Source organism: Aminipila sp. (assembly GCF_032051575.1).
In the GTDB taxonomy this organism is placed as follows: Bacteria; Bacillota; Clostridia; order Peptostreptococcales; family Anaerovoracaceae; genus Aminipila.
Genome location: NZ_DAMBYD010000008.1, coordinates 153978 through 173604, shown reverse-complemented (window position 1 = coordinate 173604; position 19627 = coordinate 153978). Strand labels below are relative to the sequence as shown.

The 19627-nt window shown below is 35.4% G+C and carries 21 protein-coding genes; 2 read left to right on the top strand and 19 right to left on the bottom strand.

Going from position 1 to position 19627, the window contains the following annotated elements; genetic code table 11:
• Positions 1 to 27: 27 nt before the first annotated feature.
• Entirely contained in the window at positions 28 to 225 is a 198-nt protein-coding gene (locus RTW14_RS12580) for a YgaP family membrane protein (protein ID WP_312651909.1), read from the top strand.
• 115 nt (positions 226 to 340) lie between these two features.
• Here the strand turns inward: RTW14_RS12580 and RTW14_RS12575 are convergent, their stop codons facing one another.
• The 18 genes from RTW14_RS12575 to RTW14_RS12490 form a co-directional block, all read right to left on the bottom strand.
• Positions 341 to 751, bottom strand: a complete 411-nt coding sequence (locus tag RTW14_RS12575; protein WP_312651907.1) for a CGGC domain-containing protein — start codon at positions 749 to 751, stop codon at positions 341 to 343.
• Between the two features lie 144 nt (positions 752 to 895).
• Positions 896 to 1387 (bottom strand): TIGR03943 family putative permease subunit, encoded by a 492-nt coding sequence (locus RTW14_RS12570; protein WP_312651905.1) that lies wholly within the window; start codon positions 1385 to 1387, stop codon positions 896 to 898.
• A gap of 3 nt (positions 1388 to 1390) precedes the next feature.
• Positions 1391 to 2218 carry a metal ABC transporter permease gene (locus tag RTW14_RS12565; RefSeq protein WP_312651903.1) on the bottom strand — a complete coding sequence of 276 codons (828 nt, stop codon included), beginning with the start codon at positions 2216 to 2218 and terminating at the stop codon, positions 1391 to 1393.
• Positions 2211 to 2891: a metal ABC transporter ATP-binding protein gene (locus RTW14_RS12560; RefSeq protein ID WP_312651900.1), complete on the bottom strand. Its 681-nt coding sequence runs from the start codon at positions 2889 to 2891 to the stop codon at positions 2211 to 2213. Before RTW14_RS12560 ends, RTW14_RS12565 begins: the two co-directional genes overlap by 8 nt.
• Positions 2891 to 3862, bottom strand: a complete 972-nt coding sequence (locus RTW14_RS12555) for a metal ABC transporter substrate-binding protein (RefSeq protein WP_312651897.1) — start codon at positions 3860 to 3862, stop codon at positions 2891 to 2893. The genes RTW14_RS12560 and RTW14_RS12555 overlap by 1 nt, the downstream gene beginning before the upstream one ends.
• A 51-nt stretch (positions 3863 to 3913) precedes the next feature.
• Entirely contained in the window at positions 3914 to 4219 is a 306-nt protein-coding gene (locus tag RTW14_RS12550; protein WP_312651895.1) for a hypothetical protein, read from the bottom strand.
• Positions 4220 to 4327: 108 nt separating this feature from the next.
• A complete protein-coding gene (locus RTW14_RS12545) occupies positions 4328 to 4927 on the bottom strand; it encodes a M23 family metallopeptidase (RefSeq protein WP_312651894.1) in 600 nt (199 codons plus the stop codon).
• Between the two features lie 97 nt (positions 4928 to 5024).
• Positions 5025 to 5531: a metal-dependent hydrolase gene (locus tag RTW14_RS12540; RefSeq protein ID WP_312651892.1), complete on the bottom strand. Its 507-nt coding sequence runs from the start codon at positions 5529 to 5531 to the stop codon at positions 5025 to 5027.
• A gap of 23 nt (positions 5532 to 5554) precedes the next feature.
• Complete coding sequence (locus tag RTW14_RS12535) at positions 5555 to 6604, bottom strand: HD-GYP domain-containing protein (protein WP_312651890.1); 1050 nt, start codon at positions 6602 to 6604, stop codon at positions 5555 to 5557.
• Between the two features lie 198 nt (positions 6605 to 6802).
• On the bottom strand, positions 6803 to 7273 hold the full coding sequence (locus RTW14_RS12530) for a gamma-glutamylcyclotransferase family protein (protein ID WP_312651888.1): 471 nt from the start codon (positions 7271 to 7273) through the stop codon (positions 6803 to 6805).
• Between the two features lie 293 nt (positions 7274 to 7566).
• Positions 7567 to 9042 (bottom strand): amino acid permease, encoded by a 1476-nt coding sequence (locus tag RTW14_RS12525; protein ID WP_312651886.1) that lies wholly within the window; start codon positions 9040 to 9042, stop codon positions 7567 to 7569.
• Positions 9043 to 9054: 12 nt separating this feature from the next.
• On the bottom strand, positions 9055 to 10737 hold the full coding sequence (locus tag RTW14_RS12520; protein WP_312651884.1) for a M20/M25/M40 family metallo-hydrolase: 1683 nt from the start codon (positions 10735 to 10737) through the stop codon (positions 9055 to 9057).
• A gap of 47 nt (positions 10738 to 10784) precedes the next feature.
• On the bottom strand, positions 10785 to 11663 hold the full coding sequence (locus RTW14_RS12515; protein WP_312651882.1) for a dimethylarginine dimethylaminohydrolase family protein: 879 nt from the start codon (positions 11661 to 11663) through the stop codon (positions 10785 to 10787).
• 245 nt (positions 11664 to 11908) lie between these two features.
• On the bottom strand, positions 11909 to 13297 hold the full coding sequence (locus RTW14_RS12510; protein ID WP_312651879.1) for a sigma-54 interaction domain-containing protein: 1389 nt from the start codon (positions 13295 to 13297) through the stop codon (positions 11909 to 11911).
• 70 nt (positions 13298 to 13367) lie between these two features.
• Positions 13368 to 14945, bottom strand: coding sequence for a DHA2 family efflux MFS transporter permease subunit (locus RTW14_RS12505; protein ID WP_312651877.1), 1578 nt, complete (start codon positions 14943 to 14945; stop codon positions 13368 to 13370).
• Positions 14946 to 14957: 12 nt separating this feature from the next.
• Positions 14958 to 15608, bottom strand: a complete 651-nt coding sequence (locus RTW14_RS12500) for an HlyD family secretion protein (RefSeq protein WP_312651875.1) — start codon at positions 15606 to 15608, stop codon at positions 14958 to 14960.
• A 1-nt stretch (position 15609) separates the two neighbouring features.
• On the bottom strand, positions 15610 to 16500 hold the full coding sequence (locus tag RTW14_RS12495; RefSeq protein ID WP_312651873.1) for an efflux RND transporter periplasmic adaptor subunit: 891 nt from the start codon (positions 16498 to 16500) through the stop codon (positions 15610 to 15612).
• Positions 16487 to 17110: a TetR/AcrR family transcriptional regulator gene (locus tag RTW14_RS12490; RefSeq protein ID WP_312651870.1), complete on the bottom strand. Its 624-nt coding sequence runs from the start codon at positions 17108 to 17110 to the stop codon at positions 16487 to 16489. The genes RTW14_RS12495 and RTW14_RS12490 overlap by 14 nt, the downstream gene beginning before the upstream one ends.
• Before the next feature lie 468 nt (positions 17111 to 17578).
• Here RTW14_RS12490 and RTW14_RS12485 point away from each other — a divergent pair, with 468 nt between their 5' ends.
• A complete protein-coding gene (locus tag RTW14_RS12485) occupies positions 17579 to 18415 on the top strand; it encodes a MerR family transcriptional regulator (protein WP_312651868.1) in 837 nt (278 codons plus the stop codon).
• Between the two features lie 237 nt (positions 18416 to 18652).
• Here the strand turns inward: RTW14_RS12485 and RTW14_RS12480 are convergent, their stop codons facing one another.
• Positions 18653 to 19594 (bottom strand): GGDEF domain-containing response regulator, encoded by a 942-nt coding sequence (locus RTW14_RS12480; protein ID WP_312651866.1) that lies wholly within the window; start codon positions 19592 to 19594, stop codon positions 18653 to 18655.
• Positions 19595 to 19627 lie beyond the last annotated feature (33 nt).

Sequence of the window (19627 nt, the reverse complement as noted above, 5' to 3'; positions counted from 1 at the left end):
TTTCAAAATATTCCTGAGGTGATTTAAATGAAATATAATGTGGGAAAAACCGAACAAATTTTTCGAGTTATAATTGGATTAATAATTATTATTCTAGGTTTATACTACAAAAACTGGTGGGGAATTGTTGGTATTTTAACGATAATAACAGGATTGATCCGTTACTGTCCCATTAGTGCTTTATTAGGAATTTCAACTTATCATAAGAAGAAGTATCAAGAGTAGTGACAACCTACTAACTAAAAAAAGCTAGAAATAACCATATCTAGCTTTTTTTCTTTTTTAATATTCTCTTTAAAACAAACCAATCGAAAGCTGCTGATTTTCACTGCATCACTTCCTAATAACGCTTATATTCTCCACTTTCCCTTTTCTTTTCTGCTACTTTACTTATGTATGTACCCTCTACAACTCTTTTATACCCTTTCTTTTCAATGAGGGCCTTTATGTAATCCACATGAGGGCAACGATCGTGATGGTAATTATCTGTTACCATACAAGAAGACAAATGCACTGCAACTTCGTCCTTTGTTACAGCGGTTTTCTTGGTCAGCCTTTTTGAAAAATGCTCTAGCTTAGAAGCAAGGCTTGCCCCACAACATCCTCCACAGGTTAACGAAATGTATCTTACGTTATCATCATAATCCTTAAAAACATCATCTCGGTTATAAAATCCGTTTGTACATGCAAACCCGCTGCATCTCTGTCTTGCAATATCACATTGAATAATCATTACGTATTTCGTATCCATAGACCTTTTCTCCTCCAAACTTTTACACTTAAATAATTATTAGTAATCCTAATTATACAGTGCAATTGTAACCGTGAGAAGAGCCAGTTCTATTCTTTTTAATGGCTCCAATTTGTTCTGGTGCCTAAAGCGTTTATTCAACCTCTATTGAGAAACAAACTCTTTACCTCGTTGTTTTAAAACCTTAAGTGCATCTAACTCTAAATGCAGATATTGATTTCCATCTTTATCCTTAAAAGCTGCTAAAGTCCCTTCTACCTCTACCCATGAATCCTGTGTAGGCATTTCTCCATCCCATGCCACTTCAAAGCCTGCTGTGCCATCATTGCCACAGCAGCCGGGACTATTTCTGAATACATATAGAATATCTTGGCTTTCTCCACCTTCTTCATATGGCATAGTTTCAAAAATCCCTTGATATTTTATCTTCCTGCCAAGATAATCATCTGCATTGGTATAAATATCATTGACCTGTGTGAGGAATAGGTCTTCCGTTATTTCCACCACACTATCATCCTTTGCCTGAGCTTTGCTGACCGGTTCTTTTTTCCCAGAGCTGCAGCTACACATTGTAAAAATCGTGGCAAGTATGAGCAGCAGTGACATCAACCTTTTTATATTGTTCTTCTGAGTCATTTTTCACCCCTTCTGCTTAAATCTTATTTTACTAATAAGAGAAAAAGTAATAAATAAGAGCAAATTAACAGAAACAATACTTGCCCCAGTTGGAGTCGCACAAACATAAGACATTAAAATGCCTATCACAAAACACGTTACAGATATCACAGTAGAACTGATTACTACACCTTTAAAGGATTTTATTAACCGCATCGACGTTAGTGCAGGAAAAACAATTAAACTGGAAATAAGCAGCGCACCCATCATTCTCATACCTAAAACAATTGTAACCGCTGTGAGAAATGCAATTAAAGAGTTATACCTTCGAGTATTTATTCCCGTAGCCTGTGCAAAAGACTCGTCAAAAGTAATAGCAAATATTTTGTTGTAAAAGAGCAGGTACATGATGATTACCAAAACAGAGATAATAATACTTAGTCTTACATCATTTTTACTCATAGATAAAATACTGCCAAACATATAATTACATACATCTGTGGTCATTCCAGTAGTCATAGCAATAACGATTACTCCAATGGCAAGGGCACTGGTAGAAATAAGTGCAATAGCTGCATCCCCCTTGATTTTACTGCTTTCAGAAATTCTCAGCAGCAAGAAAGCTGCTGCCACCACAATTGGAATAGCTACTTCTAAAGGCGCAAGGTTCATTGCCATAGCCAGTGCAAGCGCGCCGAAACCCACATGAGAGAGTCCGTCACCAATCATGGAATATCTCTTTAATACCAAACTGACTCCTAGTAGAGCCGCACAAAGCGAGACCAAAATACCAACTATTACAGCTCTCTGTATAAATGGATAGGCAAATAATTCTTGAACGGTACTAAGCATTTCCTTCACCCCCAAGATAATCTTTTATATCCCCATAAAAAAGTTCTCTTTGGCTCATATATAATACTTGTTTGGCGCTTTTCTTTATCCCTTGTGAATCATGGGTAATCATGACAATAGTTATACCTTCACAGTTAATCTCTTTTAATAGATCATAAAAATCTTCTGTAGCCTTTGGATCCAGGCCAGCTACTGGCTCATCTAAAAATAATAGCTTTTTTGTTGCGCAGAGAGCACGGGCCAGCAGTACTCTCTGCTGCTGACCTCCTGACAACTCCCTATAGCATTTTCTCTTCATATTTTTTATGTTAAGCCGTTCTAGATTTTCTTCTACTCTTCTTTTGTCTTTTGAATTGTAAACAGCTATACTTCCATGACTGTTTAAACATCCTGACAGCACCACTTCTTGCACAGTAACTGGAAACTCTCGTTGAGCACTGCTCTGCTGTGGTATATAACCAATTTCATTTTGCTTTAGACCTTCACCGAATTGTATAATACCGCCCATTGGCTTGCAGATACCTAGTATGCACTTCACCAAAGTGGTTTTACCAACTCCGTTTTCACCCATGATGCATAAATAGTCTCCTGTATTTACTTTAAAACTTAAATTTTCAAAAATCATCTTTCCATCATAGCCCAATACCAAATTTTTACAATTAATCAATGCCATTATCTTAGGGCCTCCTTGAGATTAACCTCATTCTCCTTCATGATGTCCACATAACTCTTTCCTTTATCTATATCTTCCTGTGAAACATTATGGCAAGAATGGAACAGTAGTGGCTTTGCACCTGTAGCTTCACATATACTATCTGCCGTCTTATGATTTGAAAATTCTATATAAAAAACAACTGGTATTTTTTCTGAATTCACTTTATCAACTAGAAACTTAATTGTATCTACACTTGGCTCAGTTTCGGTGCTGCAGCCTGGAAAAGCTGCGTAATACTTCAATCCAAATTCATCTGCAAAATACCTGAGTGGAAATCTGTCGCCAAACACAATCACCTTTCTGGATGCCTTTGTCACAATTTCTTTGAATTCTTTATCCAAAATATTCAGCTCTGCAATATAATCTGCAGTGTTTTTTTGGTAATACCCTTCATTTTTTTTATCTATTTGACAAAGAACATCAGAAATATCCTGTGTAATCTTAATAGCATTTTTAGGGGAAGTCCAGACGTGCTCATCATATTCCGGTCCTTCTTCTTTTATTGAAGCACTGTTCTCCTCTTCCTCAGGCTGCATACCCTCAACCATGTCTTCTTCCACTGCTGGGACACAATCAATCATTTTTACAATTTTCATCTTGCTTGTATCCATTGATTCCAAAATATCATCAACCCAGGCATCAGCATCACCACCCGTATAAATGAACACATCACTATTTTGTATTTTTATGATGTCCTGCGGTGTTGGTTCATAAGAATGACTTTCCGCACCCGGAGGCAGCAGCATGGAAACCGCAGCCTTATCTCCTACAATCTGTGACGCAAAATCATAAGGCGGAAAAATAGTAGTTACTACATTTAAAGCCTCTTTCGTATTTTTATCCTTAGACACGTTCTTATCAGTTCCGCAACCCGTTATAAGTAACACAAATAATACCATCACCATGATGGCAGTAAAAAATTTACGCATATAAAATCCTCCCAAAGTTCTTATTAATCTAACAAATTAAAACTTCGAGGTTTAATTATTCATTCTAACCTTTAGGGATATTAAAGAAACTACAGAAAGGTTCTCACCAATAAACTTTGGTAATCCTTTTTGAAAAATGGCTGTTATGAAAAGAATTGCTAAGAAGAAACCTACTCCATCGCCTAACGCTTTAGTAGCATTAGCTAGATTATTTAAATGTTCACAAACCGTACAGTGTACTCCATTGCATTCATGATTGCCATAAAGAAGAGCATAACCTGTTGCAGAAAAAATAGTAAGCAAAATAGACATACAAATTATAACTGCTACTATTTTATTATTTGCTCTTGTTTTCATAACCAATACTCCCATTTAAAATCTAGTCAGCCAATGCTAACCTTTAGCACCAGTATAAATGTATCTATATTTTTTGTCAAATTAAAGAGTAAGTATAATCATCCGCCTCTACTTTTTTATTAGCAGCAATGGATCAATTAAAACCCCGTTATAACTAAGCTCAAGATGCAAATGTGGTCCTGTACATATGCCGCTGTTTCCCACGCTACCAATTAATGTACCTTTTGTAACTTTCTGTCCAACCGCAGCACTTGCAACAGATAAATGCTGGTATCTGGAAATCCATACATCATCACCAATGTTATGCTGTATTCTTATGTTTATTCCCCGCTCCCCGCCATTTAAGCTTACCGATATGACAACGCCATCACCAATGGCAACTACTGGGGATCCCATTGCTTCATTTCCACTGATATCCACTCCGTTATGCGCCCGTGTAATTCCGAAAACCGGATGTTTTCTTGCTGCTGCGAAGTTAGACGTAATCTCATTCAGTTCTGGGGTTGGCCATTGAAAATACGCCCCCTCTGAAGATTTAACGTAATCTGGCAATTCATTTGCATCCGCAGAAGGCATATTTCTTCCTAATATAGTAAATATGCAGCTAATAAATACGATTGCCATTAAGGCAAATATGACCATTATCCGCCGCAATGCCCTTCTTTTTCTCTTATTTTTCCTTCTAGGACGTTTCCTTCTTTTTCTCATGCTGTCCTCCAAAGATCACATTAGAACATTCTATGCCACCAGAATGATTAACTTGTCTTTATTGAACAGATATATTTTATTCGTATGCAAAAAATTTTTAAAATATTGCTGTATATTGCCCATATAAACATGCTGCTAACACAATGCAGACAACAGCTTCCATCATGCTATTTGTCCTAATGCTTAATACATGAACCCTCTTAGTAGATATAGGCCACAGCCACATGATTCCCTGTACATTTAGGGTGTCTAAAATTAAATGAGATACCATTCCAGGTATAAACCCTTTTATAAAATATGTCGCAAGATAATTTAAATCATGCAGCCATCCCCAGTTTAACATTCCTAAAATTATACTAACAATCAGAACAAATACCGGTGTATGTATAGCTCCCCTATGTTTAAATAATCCTGCCAATATATCTGCTGCAATTGGTAACTTATGTCCAATCCAACTTTGTCTATGATCTATATCGGGAAACAATGATCCCAATATGGCTCCTGTCATAATTGTACTCTGCTGAACAGGATCAGTTATGTTTCCTGCGGATACTATAACTAATCCTGCAGCTACCCCTCCTAACGAATGTGTAACGTAATTCATTTATTCTGCCTCCTTGAAATGTACTAAGATACCTGTATATTTACTTCATTTGCTACCAATTTTTCATATATATTTCTAAATTCGTTTTCGTTTTCAAGAAAAACTCTAGTTATCAAAGGATCGAAATGTCTGCCTTCACCTTCTTTAATTATTTCTATACTTTTAGCATGTGAATAAGCTTCTTTGTAAACCCGCTTTGTCCTGAGGGCGTCATAAACATCAACAAGCGCCATAACCCTTGCTGATAATGGGATATTTTCTCCAGATACTCCCTGAGGATAGCCTGTACCATCCCACTTTTCATGATGAAAGCGGGCAATATTAATTGCCATATCCAAAAATTTATTGTGTGGGTATTTTTCTTTTACCTCTTGTAAAGTATTTGCTCCGATTGTTGTATGTTTCTTCATAATGTCAAATTCTTCAGCAGAGAGTTTCCCCGGCTTAAGTAAAATCCTGTCTGGTACGCCAACTTTACCAATGTCATGTAGCTGACTGGCTTTAAGAATATCCTCTGCATAATCATTACTGCTAACATAATTAGAATATTGAGGTACGTTCTCCAATTTACATGCAAGAAATTCACATAATGACCCAACCCTTTCTATGTGCATATCCAAATAATTATCCCTTGATTCTGACAACTTAACCAAAGCAAAAATCATGGCTATTTGCTCTTCATTTATCTCTTTTTCATTATCTATATTCTTTTGAAACTCTTTATTCCTCTGTTCTACAAAATAGCCAATAATGAATGCTATCATTGAGTATATCAACATTCTGATGACCCAATCAAACAAGTCCTGCATTAAATCAGTAGACACTTCTAGAGACATTAAAATACCCATGAGTAAGGCATTGGTTACTGCATTGATTACTCCATGTTTTATACCGTTAGTAACCGATACAATAGCAATTGGTATATACATAAAATTAGTAAATACGTTAGCTGTACCTCCTGTAATATAAACAATAATTGCTATTATTACAGAAAGCGCATATGCGAAAATCAGGAAATATGCTTTTCTTACGCTGATATTTCTAATTTTAATCTGGCAGTCATGATTCTGCATATAAATTTCCTTTCCTAAAATGGACTGTTACAATATACTTTCTCTTTTTATCCATAATTTTTTAATTTTACTATATTTACTTCTTATAAACAAGATGTAGCTTTAATAAAAAAAGATTTACCCGCTTGTCCAAAATCATCAGGTAAATCTTTTATGTATTTATTATTAACTAAGCTTATGTTTATTACAATCTCTTCTTTAAGAATATTTACTAATTGCTAATTCTCTATATACATCCTGGACTGCATTAAACAGCCCGTCCATAATAATTCCGTGATTTTCATAACCTCGTTGTATTGTTTCTATGTAATAAAGACTAGGCTTGACAGGTATTTTACAATACTTATCTACCATAACGTAAGCCATTGCCTCTATACTGGCATTCTCAAATTTAACCTCCACTTGTTCTTTCATAAATAGTTTAGGAAAACCTTCATAAGAATCCAGGGCTTTCTCACACTTTTTTGTAATAGTCCATAATACAACTGGTATACTTGCACCTTCACATCTTTCTATGGTGGCAACTCCCTTGCGAATTCCTCTAAAAGTAAGTTTATAATTTTCTAATACCCCAACACCTATTACTCTTGCAAAAGGACATTTTCGAGCCATTTGTTGCAAACACATGTTACTTCCATAAGCTGCATAAATTTTATTTGTACTACCCATAAAATCCCATCCTTTCTTTACTTTAACTGCAATTTTTATTTCACTACACTTTTTGAATTCAGCAAATTACATAAATAAATCGATAAAATTCTTTAACAAAATAATACCCTAATTATTTATTAAAGTAACATCCTTTTATACGTCAAAATTCGTTTTATTTCTCTCTTATTTGACAAATAGCAGTGACAAGATAATACAACAATAACCTTTGTAAGTATTTATTGCAGAAAATGCAAACCCGTCAGTCTGCCCATCTAACAAGTTTGCATAGTTTTTTATCTTAATACTTATAGTTATTCTTGTAGTATATCATTCCTTGTTAGATCCATTTCTTCAAGAGGCACAATCTTAGTTTTCTTTATAATCTTTCTTAAAACATATAATGCAATCATAACAGGTAAGCCTATATAGGCTACCAAAATACCATACCAGTCAACCCCTGATTCTGAAAATGCATAATAGCCTTGGCCGATAATTACGGCCCCCGATATGATGAGTGAAAGTATGGTTCCATAAGGATAAAATTTTGTTTTATATTTAAGCACGGAAAGATCTTTTCCTTGTTTAGTAAAGGCCTTCCTAAATCTTAAATGACAGATACAAACACCAAACCATGTCATGAAGCCTGTAAGCCCCGTTGCATTATACAACCATGTGTAAACCACACTATCCCCAGCAAAAGAAGTTAAAAAGCACAAACAAGCTATAATCATAGTTCCAAATACTGCATAAATTGGCACTCCTTTGGCACTTGTCTTTGCGAAAAATTTAGGTGCATGATTGGAAACTGCCATTGAATAAAGCAAACGACTTGCCGAGTATAAGGTAGAATTTCCACATGAAAGAATTGACGTAAGTATTACCGCATTCATTACAGAAGCTGCCATAGCGATGCCACTTTTTTCAAATACAATCGTAAATGGACTAACGGCCACATTATCAACATCCGCACTTAATAAGTTAGGATCCGTATAAGGAATTAATGTTGCCACTACAAAAATCGCTCCTATATAAAATATAAGTATCCTCCAAAATACACTGTTAATGGCTTTTGGAACAGTTTTTGCAGGATTTACACATTCTCCCGCAGCAATAGCTGTGGCTTCAACCCCTATAAAAGAAAATCCTGCTACCATTAAAATGCCAAATACACCAAAAGGCCCTCCTACAAATGGTGCCTCCTCTGTAGTCCAATTTGAGAATCCAGGATTGTCATTTGTAAAAATACCAAATATCATGAATACGCCTACAACTAGAAAGATAATAATTGTTACAACTTTTATACCTGCAAACCAAAATTCAGATTCACCGAATATGCTGACTGAAACCATATTAAGTGCTAATAGCAGCACTATGAATATAGCACTCCACATAGCGGAAGGGCTGTCAGGAAACCAAAATTTCATTACAATAGCAGATGCAACCAATTCAGTTGCTATAGTCATTGTGCTGCAATACCAATAGTTCCATCCCATGGCAAATCCAAAGGCTGGATCTACGTATTTTTTTGAATACAATTCAAAGGCCCCTGCAACAGGCAGATACGTTGCCATTTCTCCTAAAGCAGTCATCATAAAATATACAGCTACACCGATAACCATATAGGCAATCATCGTACCTCCAGGTCCGGCTGTACTAATGGAAGACCCTGTAGCGACAAATAGCCCTGTACCGATTGCTCCTCCTATTGCAATCATGTTCATTTGTCTTGGTTTTAATTTACGTTCAAGCTTACTGTCACTCGGGGCTTCTCTTGGTTTGTTATCCATAATTGTTCCTCCTTATAATAATTCAGGAATATTAAACAGCAAGGCAATGGCTTTATTTATTATTTTGGGTGTGCGATTATACAAATCATCTTTATAAACTCTCTCCGTAAGCTTGTGGAAATCCTTTCCCCACGGCCCGATATTTATACAAGGCATTGAAATCTCTTCAATATCACTGACTGGTATGGAGTAAAAATCTCCAAATAAAGGCATATACGTTTCCAAAGTTTTAACCGTTTCCTCTCCGTCTCCGATACTGGTATAGCTAAGGTCAGAAATTCCTGTATAAAACTCCTCGGTTTCATATATCTGTCCAAACTCGTTTTTAGTATAGTTACATAGCTGTTCAGATAAATTTGAAATTTCTTTACTTAGTCCTTTGTAATATACATTTGATACATTTGGATAGTATGGTGGAACCAATCCGTATACTACTCTTGGTGAGATATCATTAATATATTGGTAAACAAATTCAACTAATTCAAAATTACATTCTATTATGGTGCATTGCCCTCTGTTAAATTTTGTTTCAATACTTTTAGCAATAACTTTATAGCTTTCAATAAATTTTTCTCCATAGTTTTTACATGCTTCTTCATAAAGCTCAGCAAAAGCCACCACATTTACTTTCCATGGCAAAGTCCCTGAGGGAAGCTTCTTCACCTTGGCAAATGCTTTATAACTCTGCCCCATTTGCTCAAGAATGTCTTCAAATGATTTAAAGCAGATATCTTTAACCTTTTCCATGATTTCTTGTGGTGTGCGATTCAGTGTCAATATGCTGAAGCAGCCTGCTACAGATAACGGCATGGATACATCATACTGCTTTTTATTATCCTTAAGGTACAGCCAAGTAGGAGGCGGTGCCATTTCACTGCCCACTATATCACTGAAGTCTATATTGAGTTCCGTATTTCTTACAATTTCGCTCATAAGGTTTAGAGGATTAAAACCTTCGAAAACCTTTCCAATATGTGATAAATACCCTCTTACATATACAAACGGCATTATTTTTCCTACAGATCCTTGTGAGAACACTCCTTTTTCTTTATCTTTTCTTTGATGCGGCTCAGAATTTATCATGAGCTTATAGTTAAAATTATATTTATTCTTTAAAACTTTTAACAAGCTAACTGCAGAACGCATTCCTGCTGACAAATTCTCTTCATCCGGAACGGCAATAACGATCACATTCCCCCTAAAGCCTTTAATCTCACTATATCTTTCCAAAAGGGCAAGTTGTATAGCGCCGCCACCCTTCATATCACAAGTCCCTCTCCCAAATAAATAGCTTCCCTCCATTAGATCTATTTGGGCTTCATCTTGCAATGAGTCCTTAATTTTCATAAGTTCTTCTTCAAGAGGCTTAGGTGAAAAAGCAAAAGGCTCAAGCAATTTATAGTCCTCAACTTCAACAACATCATTATGATGTACTAATACAACTGCGTCATTCCCTTCACCTTTTACCATTGCATATGAAACAGCTCTGTTGAATGGGTCTCCTTCAATTTTATAAGTTCCATAATATTGAGGATAATCTTTAAAATATTTTATATTGGAAAAAAATTTCATTAAATATCTTTCAGCATCTTTCTCACCTTCAGTGAAAGTAAAGCTTTGCGCCTCAATATAATTAAGAAGTATATGTTCAATTTTTGGTCCGATTCCTTCTAACACATGATTTTTATTTTCCATCACAGACACTGCCTTTCTGAATTAAATGCTAAATACCTCTTATACGCTTATTTCCTTAACAAAGGAGCTGTTAAGCAGGTTGGACCTCCTGTTCCTCTGTAAGAAAGTTCTTTTCCCTCATAAGTCAGTACTTCTACTCCCAATTCCTCAAGCTTTTTCTGGATTTTAGGGCAGCCTTTAATTAATACTACCTTGCCAGGCTTTAACGCTAGCAGGTTTGTTCCTAAATAATCATATTCGTCATCATCAGCTTCAACCAGTGTGATGCCTTTTTCCATTAAATATTCTCTAAAGAAAACTGGCATGTATTTAGAATAAACAACTGCCTTATCATAATCTACAAAACTGATAATACTCATTAAATGCAGACAAGCATCCACACCATCTCCATGAGGCATTGGCACAATTATATATTCATCTACGACTTCCTTCGTCAATTCTTTAAATTGTCTGATTCCCTCATCATTGGTTCTGTATCCTCTTCCTATGGCAACGGTTTTTTCATCTATCCAAAGAACATCTCCGCCTTCCATTTTTCCTGGAGCTTTAATCTCACCTAATGTAGGTATACCTATTTTCTCAAGATATTCTTTTGTTGCAAGATATTCTTTACCTCTTAATACCTTACCCATAGGAAAATAAATAGCCCCTTTTCTCGTAATCTTTAGTGGATCGTGCGCATAAATAGAGTCTAATCCGGTCTTTGAATCATATGGAAGTGTATAAACGTCTTTTACATTATCCCTGATGATTTTTTCAAACACCTCATATTCCTTTAACACGGTTTCATAATCAGGACATCCGAAATATTTAAACTCTTCCCATGTGTTATTAAGATTTTCTTGATTAATAAATGCTTCCTGAGGTCTTTTAATTAATATTGCTTCAATTTCTTCTACCATTGACTGACAACCATATTTCATCATAATTTTCCTCCTTAGATTTTGTCTTATATTTTACCTTTATATGAAGCAAGCGTTATGCCAATATTGCGAATTTTCATTATATTTTATACTATATCTTAATTATCCTGTTGTTTTCAAGCCTTTCCGGTTATATATGTTTTGCTCACATTAAACTTTGAGCCTCTATTTCTTTAAAAACCAATAAAAAAGAAAAAAATTTTGCATATGTCCTGCAAAATTTTTTTCTCTTTTGTAATCGCCTTATTTTATTTTTTAATTTCTAATTTATATTTTTTGATCTTATAATTCAATGCCTGCCTGCTTACGCCAAGCTTATTTGCAGCCTCTGTGATATTAGCGCTTTCCCGAAGCACTGTCCTTATGATTTTACATTCGTAATTATCAATGATGAGGGCCAGAGGCTCTCCATCTTCCAAAGCTGTTTCCCAGTCTGACTGATTCCCGTAATGGGTATCTTCTTTTTTCTCATAGAGAAGATAATCTGGTAAATCTGTTATTGTTATAGTCTTTGCTTTTGTCATATTAAATGCGTATTCAATAACGTTTTTTAACTCTCTCACATTTCCGGGCCATTCATAATCTACAAGGAGTCTTTCTGCCAGCTCACTACAAGCCTCAATAGTGCGCCCTTCCTTTTCGTTGTAAAAATTAATATAGTACTTTATCAGTAAAGGGATATCTTGTTTTCGTTCCTTTAACAAGGGTAATTTTATTTGAAATACGCCCAATCTGTAATACAAATCTTTCCTTATTTTACCTTTTTCTATGGCCTCATTAGCTTCTTCATTCATAGCAGAAATAATTCTTACATCTATTTTTCTTTCTTTTTCTGAACCCAGTCTTCTAATTTTTTGTTCCTCTACTGCTTTTAAAATCTTCCCCTGCAATTCAACATCCATAGAGTTTAATTCATCAAGAAACATAGTGCCTTTATCTGCCAATTCAAAAAGACCTTTTCGATCCTCTGCTCCAGTATAGCTACCTTTAACAGTTCCAAACAAGGTACTTTCTAATAAACTCGCTGGTATAGCTGAACAATTCTGTGAAATAAACGCTTGCTTTTTCCTTCTACTGTGGCTATGAATAGCTTGAGCTACTATTTCTTTTCCCGTTCCTGTTTCTCCTGTTACCATTACAGAAGAGTCACCCTCCGCTGCACGCAAAATTTTTTCCCTTACAACAAGCATTCTGTTGTCTTCTCCTATTAGATTGTCTACTGTATAAAGATTTTTTTCGCTATTTTCCCTTTTTTCTTTAAATCTTTTGCTGTATGGAAGTCCTGATTCGGAAAGTATAACGGTTCCTTCTATGGCTCCTACTATCTTTCCATCCACCTCAATTGGATATGTATTGCTTACAAATGCCAGCTTTTTTCCATTGAAGTCCGTTAAAGTTTGAATTTCTTCAATAATTGCCTCGCCACTCCTCATAACTCTAAAATGAGTGCTGGTTTGCTCCGTTAATTCAGGGTAAACATCTAAAAGATATTTGCCAGTGTACCCTTCATTCTTAATAGAATTATCTTTTTCATTAAAAATGGCACAGTATTCAATGATTCCGTCGACATTTGTAATTAAAACGGAATCCATGGTATCATATATATATGTCATTTTTTCCAAATATCTTGTCAGCATATACCCCTTCCTTTCAGACTTTCTTTTGCTCATTATACTATAAGCAATCCTAAAAATATACAAGGAATCCTTAGATATCCTCCTCCAGCTGCTTTTGTTGACGAAGCCGCGCTCCTTCAACTTTTTTTGGTGTTAAGAAGAAAATAAATGGTACGGTTATTAGCAACATGAATACTAAGGTCATGATACTATCAATAATCGAGTCCATGGCACCCTGGCGAACTATAAGACCTTTTATAATACCCAAAGCCTGAATATTGGCTGAAGGGCTATCTGTTCCCATTGACATCAGCAGTGCCTGTAATCGATTAATGGCTTGGCATGCAGTAAATGAGCCATAATTAATAAGATCATGTAAAACATCCTGATGATAGGCTTGCTTCACCACAAGAACATAATTCATAATGGCAATTCCCAGAGAACTGGCAACCTGACGAACTGTGTTCACCACTGCAGACGCAGTGGGCGCTAAAGCTTCAGGTACCGCACCCATGGCAGCATTTGAAATTGGCATTAGTGCCAAGCCAAATCCAATGGAACGTACCGCCAGCATAATCTGTAAATTACTATATGATGTGTCCAAGCTCAGAGCCTTTAAGTTATACGTGGTTATTATAGCGATTAACACACCAATAATCCCAACATAAAATGCCCCATACTTATCATATATTTTCCCACTGACTGGCATAAGGAATGCCGAAACCAATGCCATAGGCATCATTATAATACCAGTTTTCAGAGGAGAATAGCCTAACAGATTCTCAGCATAAATTGGAATAATAAAGATAACTCCCATCATTCCTATCGTTATCAAAGACATGGATATCATGCTGGAAACAACCACTTTATTTTTAAAAACCCGGATATCAATAAGTGGATTAGCTATGGAACCCTCCCATACAATAAATGCCGCTAATGTAAACAGGCATACAAGCAGCAAAGAAATGATACTTTGAGATTTCCACCCCCATTCAGTGCCTTTGCTCAGCGCCAGTAGTAGAGAAAAGCACGAAACTGCAATAAACAGAGTTCCTAACATATCAAAGTTTATTTTCTTATTAATCGTTGTTTCCTTTAAATAGAATGGGCAAAGCAGAATGGTAATCAGTCCAATAGGCAAATTAACGAAGAATATCCATTCCCAGCTTAGGGTATCCAGCAAATACCCTCCTAATGTAGGGCCCACAGATGGTCCCAAAATGGCGGCCAGGCCCCAAATTCCCATTGCTGTTCCCATTTTTTCACGGGGTGCCAAATTATATACAATTGCCATACTGACAGGAATAATCAATCCACCTCCAATGGCCTGAATAATTCTGGAAGCAATAATCATGTTAAGGCTCCATGAAATCCCACACAAAGCGGAACCAATAGTAAAAATAATCAATGAAACAATATAAACCCGACGATGTCCAAATCGTTCACATAGAAATGCACTAGTAGGAATAACAATACCCGACGTAAGCATGTAGGCAGTTAAAACCCATTGCATATCACTACTTGATACACCGAAAACAGACATCATATGTGGAAGTGCAACATTTACGATACTACTATCTAGGAAGGACATAAAAGCGCCAATAACCACCACTGTAAGTGGGAGGACAGGCAGTTTAGCCTCTTCTTTCAACGGAATAGATGAATTCATAAATATATCCCCCTACAAATAGATTTTTATCTTAGCATTCATTCCTGGAAGCAGCTTTTCTTCATATTTACCACTAAAGCTAATTTTTACTGGTATTCGCTGGGTCACTTTTATAAATGAATTTCCACTACTCTGCGTAGATAACAGTGAAGAAACTGAAGTAGAAGCACTCCCAATAGATTCCACTTTTCCTCTAAACCATACCTTTGGGAATGAATCCACCGTAAAACGGACTTCCTGTCCCTCTTCCACCAATTCAATTTTATCTTCTTCAATGTTAGCAGTTATGTATAATTCATTTGGATTCACCATTAATGCAATGGGATTAGAAGGGGACCCCATTTCGCCCGCACTAGCCATTTTTTTAATAATCTGGCCACTGATGGGAGTTCTTATGACAGTCATATCTACATTGGCACCTGATGCAAGAGTCTCATCTGACTGTCTGGCAATCATTTGATTTTCTTCTACAAGCTGATTTTCATCAAAATTAACATCCGTGATTTTACCACTGATCTGAGGGCTTACCTTGACAATGGTAGCATCCACCTTAGCATCCTCGGTTACAATAAAATGATTGTCCTGATAAGCAAAATATAACCAGACTGCAACTAATATAATAACTAATGAACTAAGAATAATGATTACTTTTTTATTTTTCATTTTACTCATCACCTCCCGGTCTGCTTATCTTGCCATCATCTGTGGAGGATAAATATACCTGTGCGAACATACCATCCTTTATCACATGATTAGGATTTTCAACAGTGATCCGTACTGGATAAGCTTTAGAAGCTGTATCCTTTGCCTGTGAAATATCTGCAATTATACCACTGAATGTCTGGTCTGGGATTGCAGCAAGGTTAACTTTGTAACTCTGACCTACTTTTAAAGAATTAATTTTCTTTTCATTAACAAAAAGGTCGATTTTAATTTGATTTAAATTAACAATAGTAAAAACTTGTGTCTGAGGATTTACTAATTCCCCAGCCTTGACATTTGCTTTTGTTACAGTCCCATCCATTGGTGCAGTAACTATACTATCATCATACGCAATTTGTGCTTTATCCAAATTCGCCTGAGCCAGGGCTACTGTACTTTCTGCACGTTCTAAAACACTGGCATAGCCATTATCATAATCAGCGTTGCTCATTGCGCCTTCCTGATTAAGCTGCCTTGCCCTCTGCTCATTTTCTAAAGCATACTTATAAGCAATATTTGCATTTTGCAAGTTTGCTTTAGCCACCTCCACACTTGCAGCTAGATCCCGGGAATCCAAGTGAAGTAAAACCTGACCTTTTTTAACTTCTGAACCAACGTCTACTAATATTTCTGCAGCTTTGCCAGTTGACTTGCTCATTACTATGACGCTTTCCCCCGCTTCTGCTTTACCGCTCAATTCACCTTCTTCAACTGTATTGGAATCCTGAACTACCTGATTTCCATCTTTTTGTTCTGAGCTAACAGTTTTAGCTTCTTCTCGAAAAGATGCACATCCACTAAGAAGAAAAATCATGACGAAGAGGAACAAAATATAACTTCTAAATTTCTTCATTTCTTTCACTTCCTTTTATTCCATCTAACAATAAATCAGTGAATTCTATTGATGAAATCTGATCTAAAAACTCACGTTTGTGCGCATCTTCTAATAACTCCTGAGTTTCTATAGAAAAAAAGATATAAGACATAAAGACATTTATTATAAGCTCTGAATCCAGCTTTTTAAACTCTCCTTTTTCCATCCTTTCTTCAAAAAAGCTCCTTAGGATCATGCAAATGGGTTCATACACCCGCTTTAAATAGATATTACGTAAATCTGCATCATACTGTATCTCAGTAAAAATAATACGCATAAATACTTTTGATTCACTAATGGTTTTAAACCGGTTTTGCATGATATGCTGTAAAGCTTTCCTTGCATCAAGGCTCTTGCTTTCTTCAATGGTTTTTTTCAGTGTCTCAACACCTATTGACGGTACCATACTGTTAACCACCTCATATAGAACTTCCGTTTTATTAGTAAAATGTCTAAAAATGGTTCCTTCCGAAATACCTGCAGCCTGCGCAATTTCTTTTGTGGTTGCTCCATTAAAACCCTTCTGCCCAAACACTTCCACAGCTGCTTTAAGAATTGATAATTTAGTGGGATGAATATCTTGAAACATAATTAACCTCCTATGTAAGTAAGTACTTACTTACATAATAATAAACAAATATATATCTGTCAAGAAAATCATGGAATATATTTTATAACCTTAATCCTAGGGTAATGTTTTAGATTTACCTCATTATGTAATAATTATAATATATCCTGAATTTTTACTGTAAATTTATAGAATTTAATCCTATTAAGTAAGCTTATATTATAAAATCGTTTCATTTTATCCCTCAAATATTACCAATAACATATCCAAAATATATTTTAAAAAGCTCTTGACCTTATACCTTAGGGAACAGCTTATACTATAGTAGATGATAAAACTAACCTAAAAAAAACTTCGTTCATATTAAAAGCATACTATGTATTCGACCTTCATAGTATGCTTTTAATTTATTTTCAAGAAAATTCAACTGTCTAAAACCCTTGTATGCTATAATATAAGTTAAAATTTATATAATATTGAGGATTTACTATGAAGGATATAAAAGAATTTTATTCTGTCGGGGAATTTAGTAAAATCTGTAATATACCTACAAATACTTTAAGATATTACGATAAGATTGGCCTTATTCACCCGGATAAACTCGGAGAAAACAACTACAGATTCTACAGCAAAGAAACCTTAGCTTATATTCCTGTTATAAAATATTATAAGCAAATGGGGTTCTCTCTTGAAGTAATAAAAGACCTTGTGGATGAAAATTCATTTGTCATTCACGAAAAGCTGTTTAAAGAAAAATTAGAACGGCTAAAAGAAATGGAAAATGGCATATATCAGAAATATGCTGCCATAGAAGGCTGGTTACAACTGATTACAGAAGCGGAACTTATAAGAAAAAATGATGTTCATGAAGTTGCTGTAAAATATATTGAACCTTCGACTTTTTGCTGTATGGAACAGAATTTTAATTATAATTATAAAGAAGCTATCATAAACATTGAATTTACTAATTATATAGAAGCCATAGGAAATGAAGTTGCTGGTGTCATCATATTAAACTTTCCTTCGTCTAAATCAAAATTAGGTAGAGAAAAAACTAAAGTTACTGTTATGCAGCAACCCGTTTTAAACGTTACGCCCGAAACCCAGACAAAAACATTTGGTGGGCAGGTTTATGCTTGCTGTTATCACATTGGAGCTCATGAAACCATTGAAAACACTTATGATAAGATTTATAATTGGGCTTCCGAGAACAATTATATCTGCGATGAAGAATCCTACGAGCGTTTTCTTATCGATTATTGGACAACGCAAAATACAGATTGCTTTGTTACTGAAATACTAATTAAAATAGAAAAGCATATTTAATTATTTATCATTCAGCAGGTCATTACTTATTATAAATAATGCACTCTACAGGTCTTTGCTGTGCCAGTAACTGTCTTCCTAAAGCAATCATATGAAAATATCCACTTTCTATACAGTAGTTTCCCCAATGAAATAAGCGGCTTCGATTTTCCCATGAGCCGCCATATTTCCATATTCTGTCGTTATACGGCCTTAAAATCTGTGCGTCAAAATATCCATGGTCTAACTTGTTCCATTTTATTCTTCTTTCTGACTATAGAATCCAATACTATTTTTGCCATTCAGTTTTATTCCGTGTAAAACTTTTTCTGCACTATAATAAAGCAGGTCAAAACTTTCTCCCACCTCAATTGTCATCGCAATTCCTGCTGATAATGTAATCCCATGGAATTTATTTTTTTCTAGCATGTTTGCTGCTTGATGGAAAATCTCTTTAACTTTGACAAGAGCCTCTTCCCTGGTATTAGCCTTAGGAAAATATATTAGGAACTCATCAGCAGAAGCCCTTGCTGCAACATCTGGTTCCCTAATAATACTTCTAATTGTCTCACCAACCGTTTTCAAACAGATATTACCTTGTTCATATCCTAATGCATCATTAATCAGTCTAAAATTATCTATGTCTATAACTGCTAGCGCCCCTGTGAGAGAAAATTGGCTGATTGCAGAGTTGGTCTTTTCTTCAATATACATCCTGCTCCACAAATCAGTAATAGGGTCTATACTATTTGCAAATGTAGTAATAATTTTAGCCGTTAGTTTTTCTAATTCCTCGGTTTTATATCTAACCTGCCTCTCAAGATTCTTTCTTAAATCTTCAAGTTCCAGAACCATTTTTATTCTTTGTAACATAACCGGTTCATTGAAAGGCTTTGTAATAAAATCTCTTGCTCCTAAGTCCAGACAAGTTCTTTCCACTTCATGATCTGTTAAGCCCGTTAAAAATATAGTAGGTATTTTAGCAAGTCTAGAATCCTTCTTTAACAGCTTAATCGTATCAATTCCGCTAATTTCCGCCATTTCTATATCAAGCAAAATCAAATCCACCGCATTATTTTTAGCAAATTTAATGCCTTCTTTTCCATTTAGCTTTGTAGTAACTTCATAATCTTTTTCTAATGCTTTCTGTACAACCATTAAGTTAAATTGGCTGTCATCCACAACTAAAATACTTTTCATAGTCATTCCTCCAAGTTTGAAGATAATATTTAA

Excerpts from the sequence above, each read along its gene's own strand:
- RTW14_RS12580 (WP_312651909.1), top strand. The coding sequence starts at position 28 with ATGAAATATAATGTGGGAAAAACCGAACAAATTTTTCGAGTTATAATT.
- RTW14_RS12575 (WP_312651907.1), bottom strand. The coding sequence starts at position 751 with ATGGATACGAAATACGTAATGATTATTCAATGTGATATTGCAAGACAG.
- RTW14_RS12570 (WP_312651905.1), bottom strand. The coding sequence starts at position 1,387 with ATGACTCAGAAGAACAATATAAAAAGGTTGATGTCACTGCTGCTCATA.
- RTW14_RS12565 (WP_312651903.1), bottom strand. The coding sequence starts at position 2,218 with ATGCTTAGTACCGTTCAAGAATTATTTGCCTATCCATTTATACAGAGA.
- RTW14_RS12560 (WP_312651900.1), bottom strand. The coding sequence starts at position 2,891 with ATGGCATTGATTAATTGTAAAAATTTGGTATTGGGCTATGATGGAAAG.
- RTW14_RS12555 (WP_312651897.1), bottom strand. The coding sequence starts at position 3,862 with ATGCGTAAATTTTTTACTGCCATCATGGTGATGGTATTATTTGTGTTA.
- RTW14_RS12550 (WP_312651895.1), bottom strand. The coding sequence starts at position 4,219 with ATGAAAACAAGAGCAAATAATAAAATAGTAGCAGTTATAATTTGTATG.
- RTW14_RS12545 (WP_312651894.1), bottom strand. The coding sequence starts at position 4,927 with ATGAGAAAAAGAAGGAAACGTCCTAGAAGGAAAAATAAGAGAAAAAGA.
- RTW14_RS12540 (WP_312651892.1), bottom strand. The coding sequence starts at position 5,531 with ATGAATTACGTTACACATTCGTTAGGAGGGGTAGCTGCAGGATTAGTT.
- RTW14_RS12535 (WP_312651890.1), bottom strand. The coding sequence starts at position 6,604 with ATGCAGAATCATGACTGCCAGATTAAAATTAGAAATATCAGCGTAAGA.
- RTW14_RS12530 (WP_312651888.1), bottom strand. The coding sequence starts at position 7,273 with ATGGGTAGTACAAATAAAATTTATGCAGCTTATGGAAGTAACATGTGT.
- RTW14_RS12525 (WP_312651886.1), bottom strand. The coding sequence starts at position 9,042 with ATGGATAACAAACCAAGAGAAGCCCCGAGTGACAGTAAGCTTGAACGT.
- RTW14_RS12520 (WP_312651884.1), bottom strand. The coding sequence starts at position 10,737 with ATGGAAAATAAAAATCATGTGTTAGAAGGAATCGGACCAAAAATTGAA.
- RTW14_RS12515 (WP_312651882.1), bottom strand. The coding sequence starts at position 11,663 with ATGATGAAATATGGTTGTCAGTCAATGGTAGAAGAAATTGAAGCAATA.
- RTW14_RS12510 (WP_312651879.1), bottom strand. The coding sequence starts at position 13,297 with ATGCTGACAAGATATTTGGAAAAAATGACATATATATATGATACCATG.
- RTW14_RS12505 (WP_312651877.1), bottom strand. The coding sequence starts at position 14,945 with ATGAATTCATCTATTCCGTTGAAAGAAGAGGCTAAACTGCCTGTCCTC.
- RTW14_RS12500 (WP_312651875.1), bottom strand. The coding sequence starts at position 15,608 with ATGAAAAATAAAAAAGTAATCATTATTCTTAGTTCATTAGTTATTATA.
- RTW14_RS12495 (WP_312651873.1), bottom strand. The coding sequence starts at position 16,500 with ATGAAGAAATTTAGAAGTTATATTTTGTTCCTCTTCGTCATGATTTTT.
- RTW14_RS12490 (WP_312651870.1), bottom strand. The coding sequence starts at position 17,110 with ATGTTTCAAGATATTCATCCCACTAAATTATCAATTCTTAAAGCAGCT.
- RTW14_RS12485 (WP_312651868.1), top strand. The coding sequence starts at position 17,579 with ATGAAGGATATAAAAGAATTTTATTCTGTCGGGGAATTTAGTAAAATC.
- RTW14_RS12480 (WP_312651866.1), bottom strand. The coding sequence starts at position 19,594 with ATGAAAAGTATTTTAGTTGTGGATGACAGCCAATTTAACTTAATGGTT.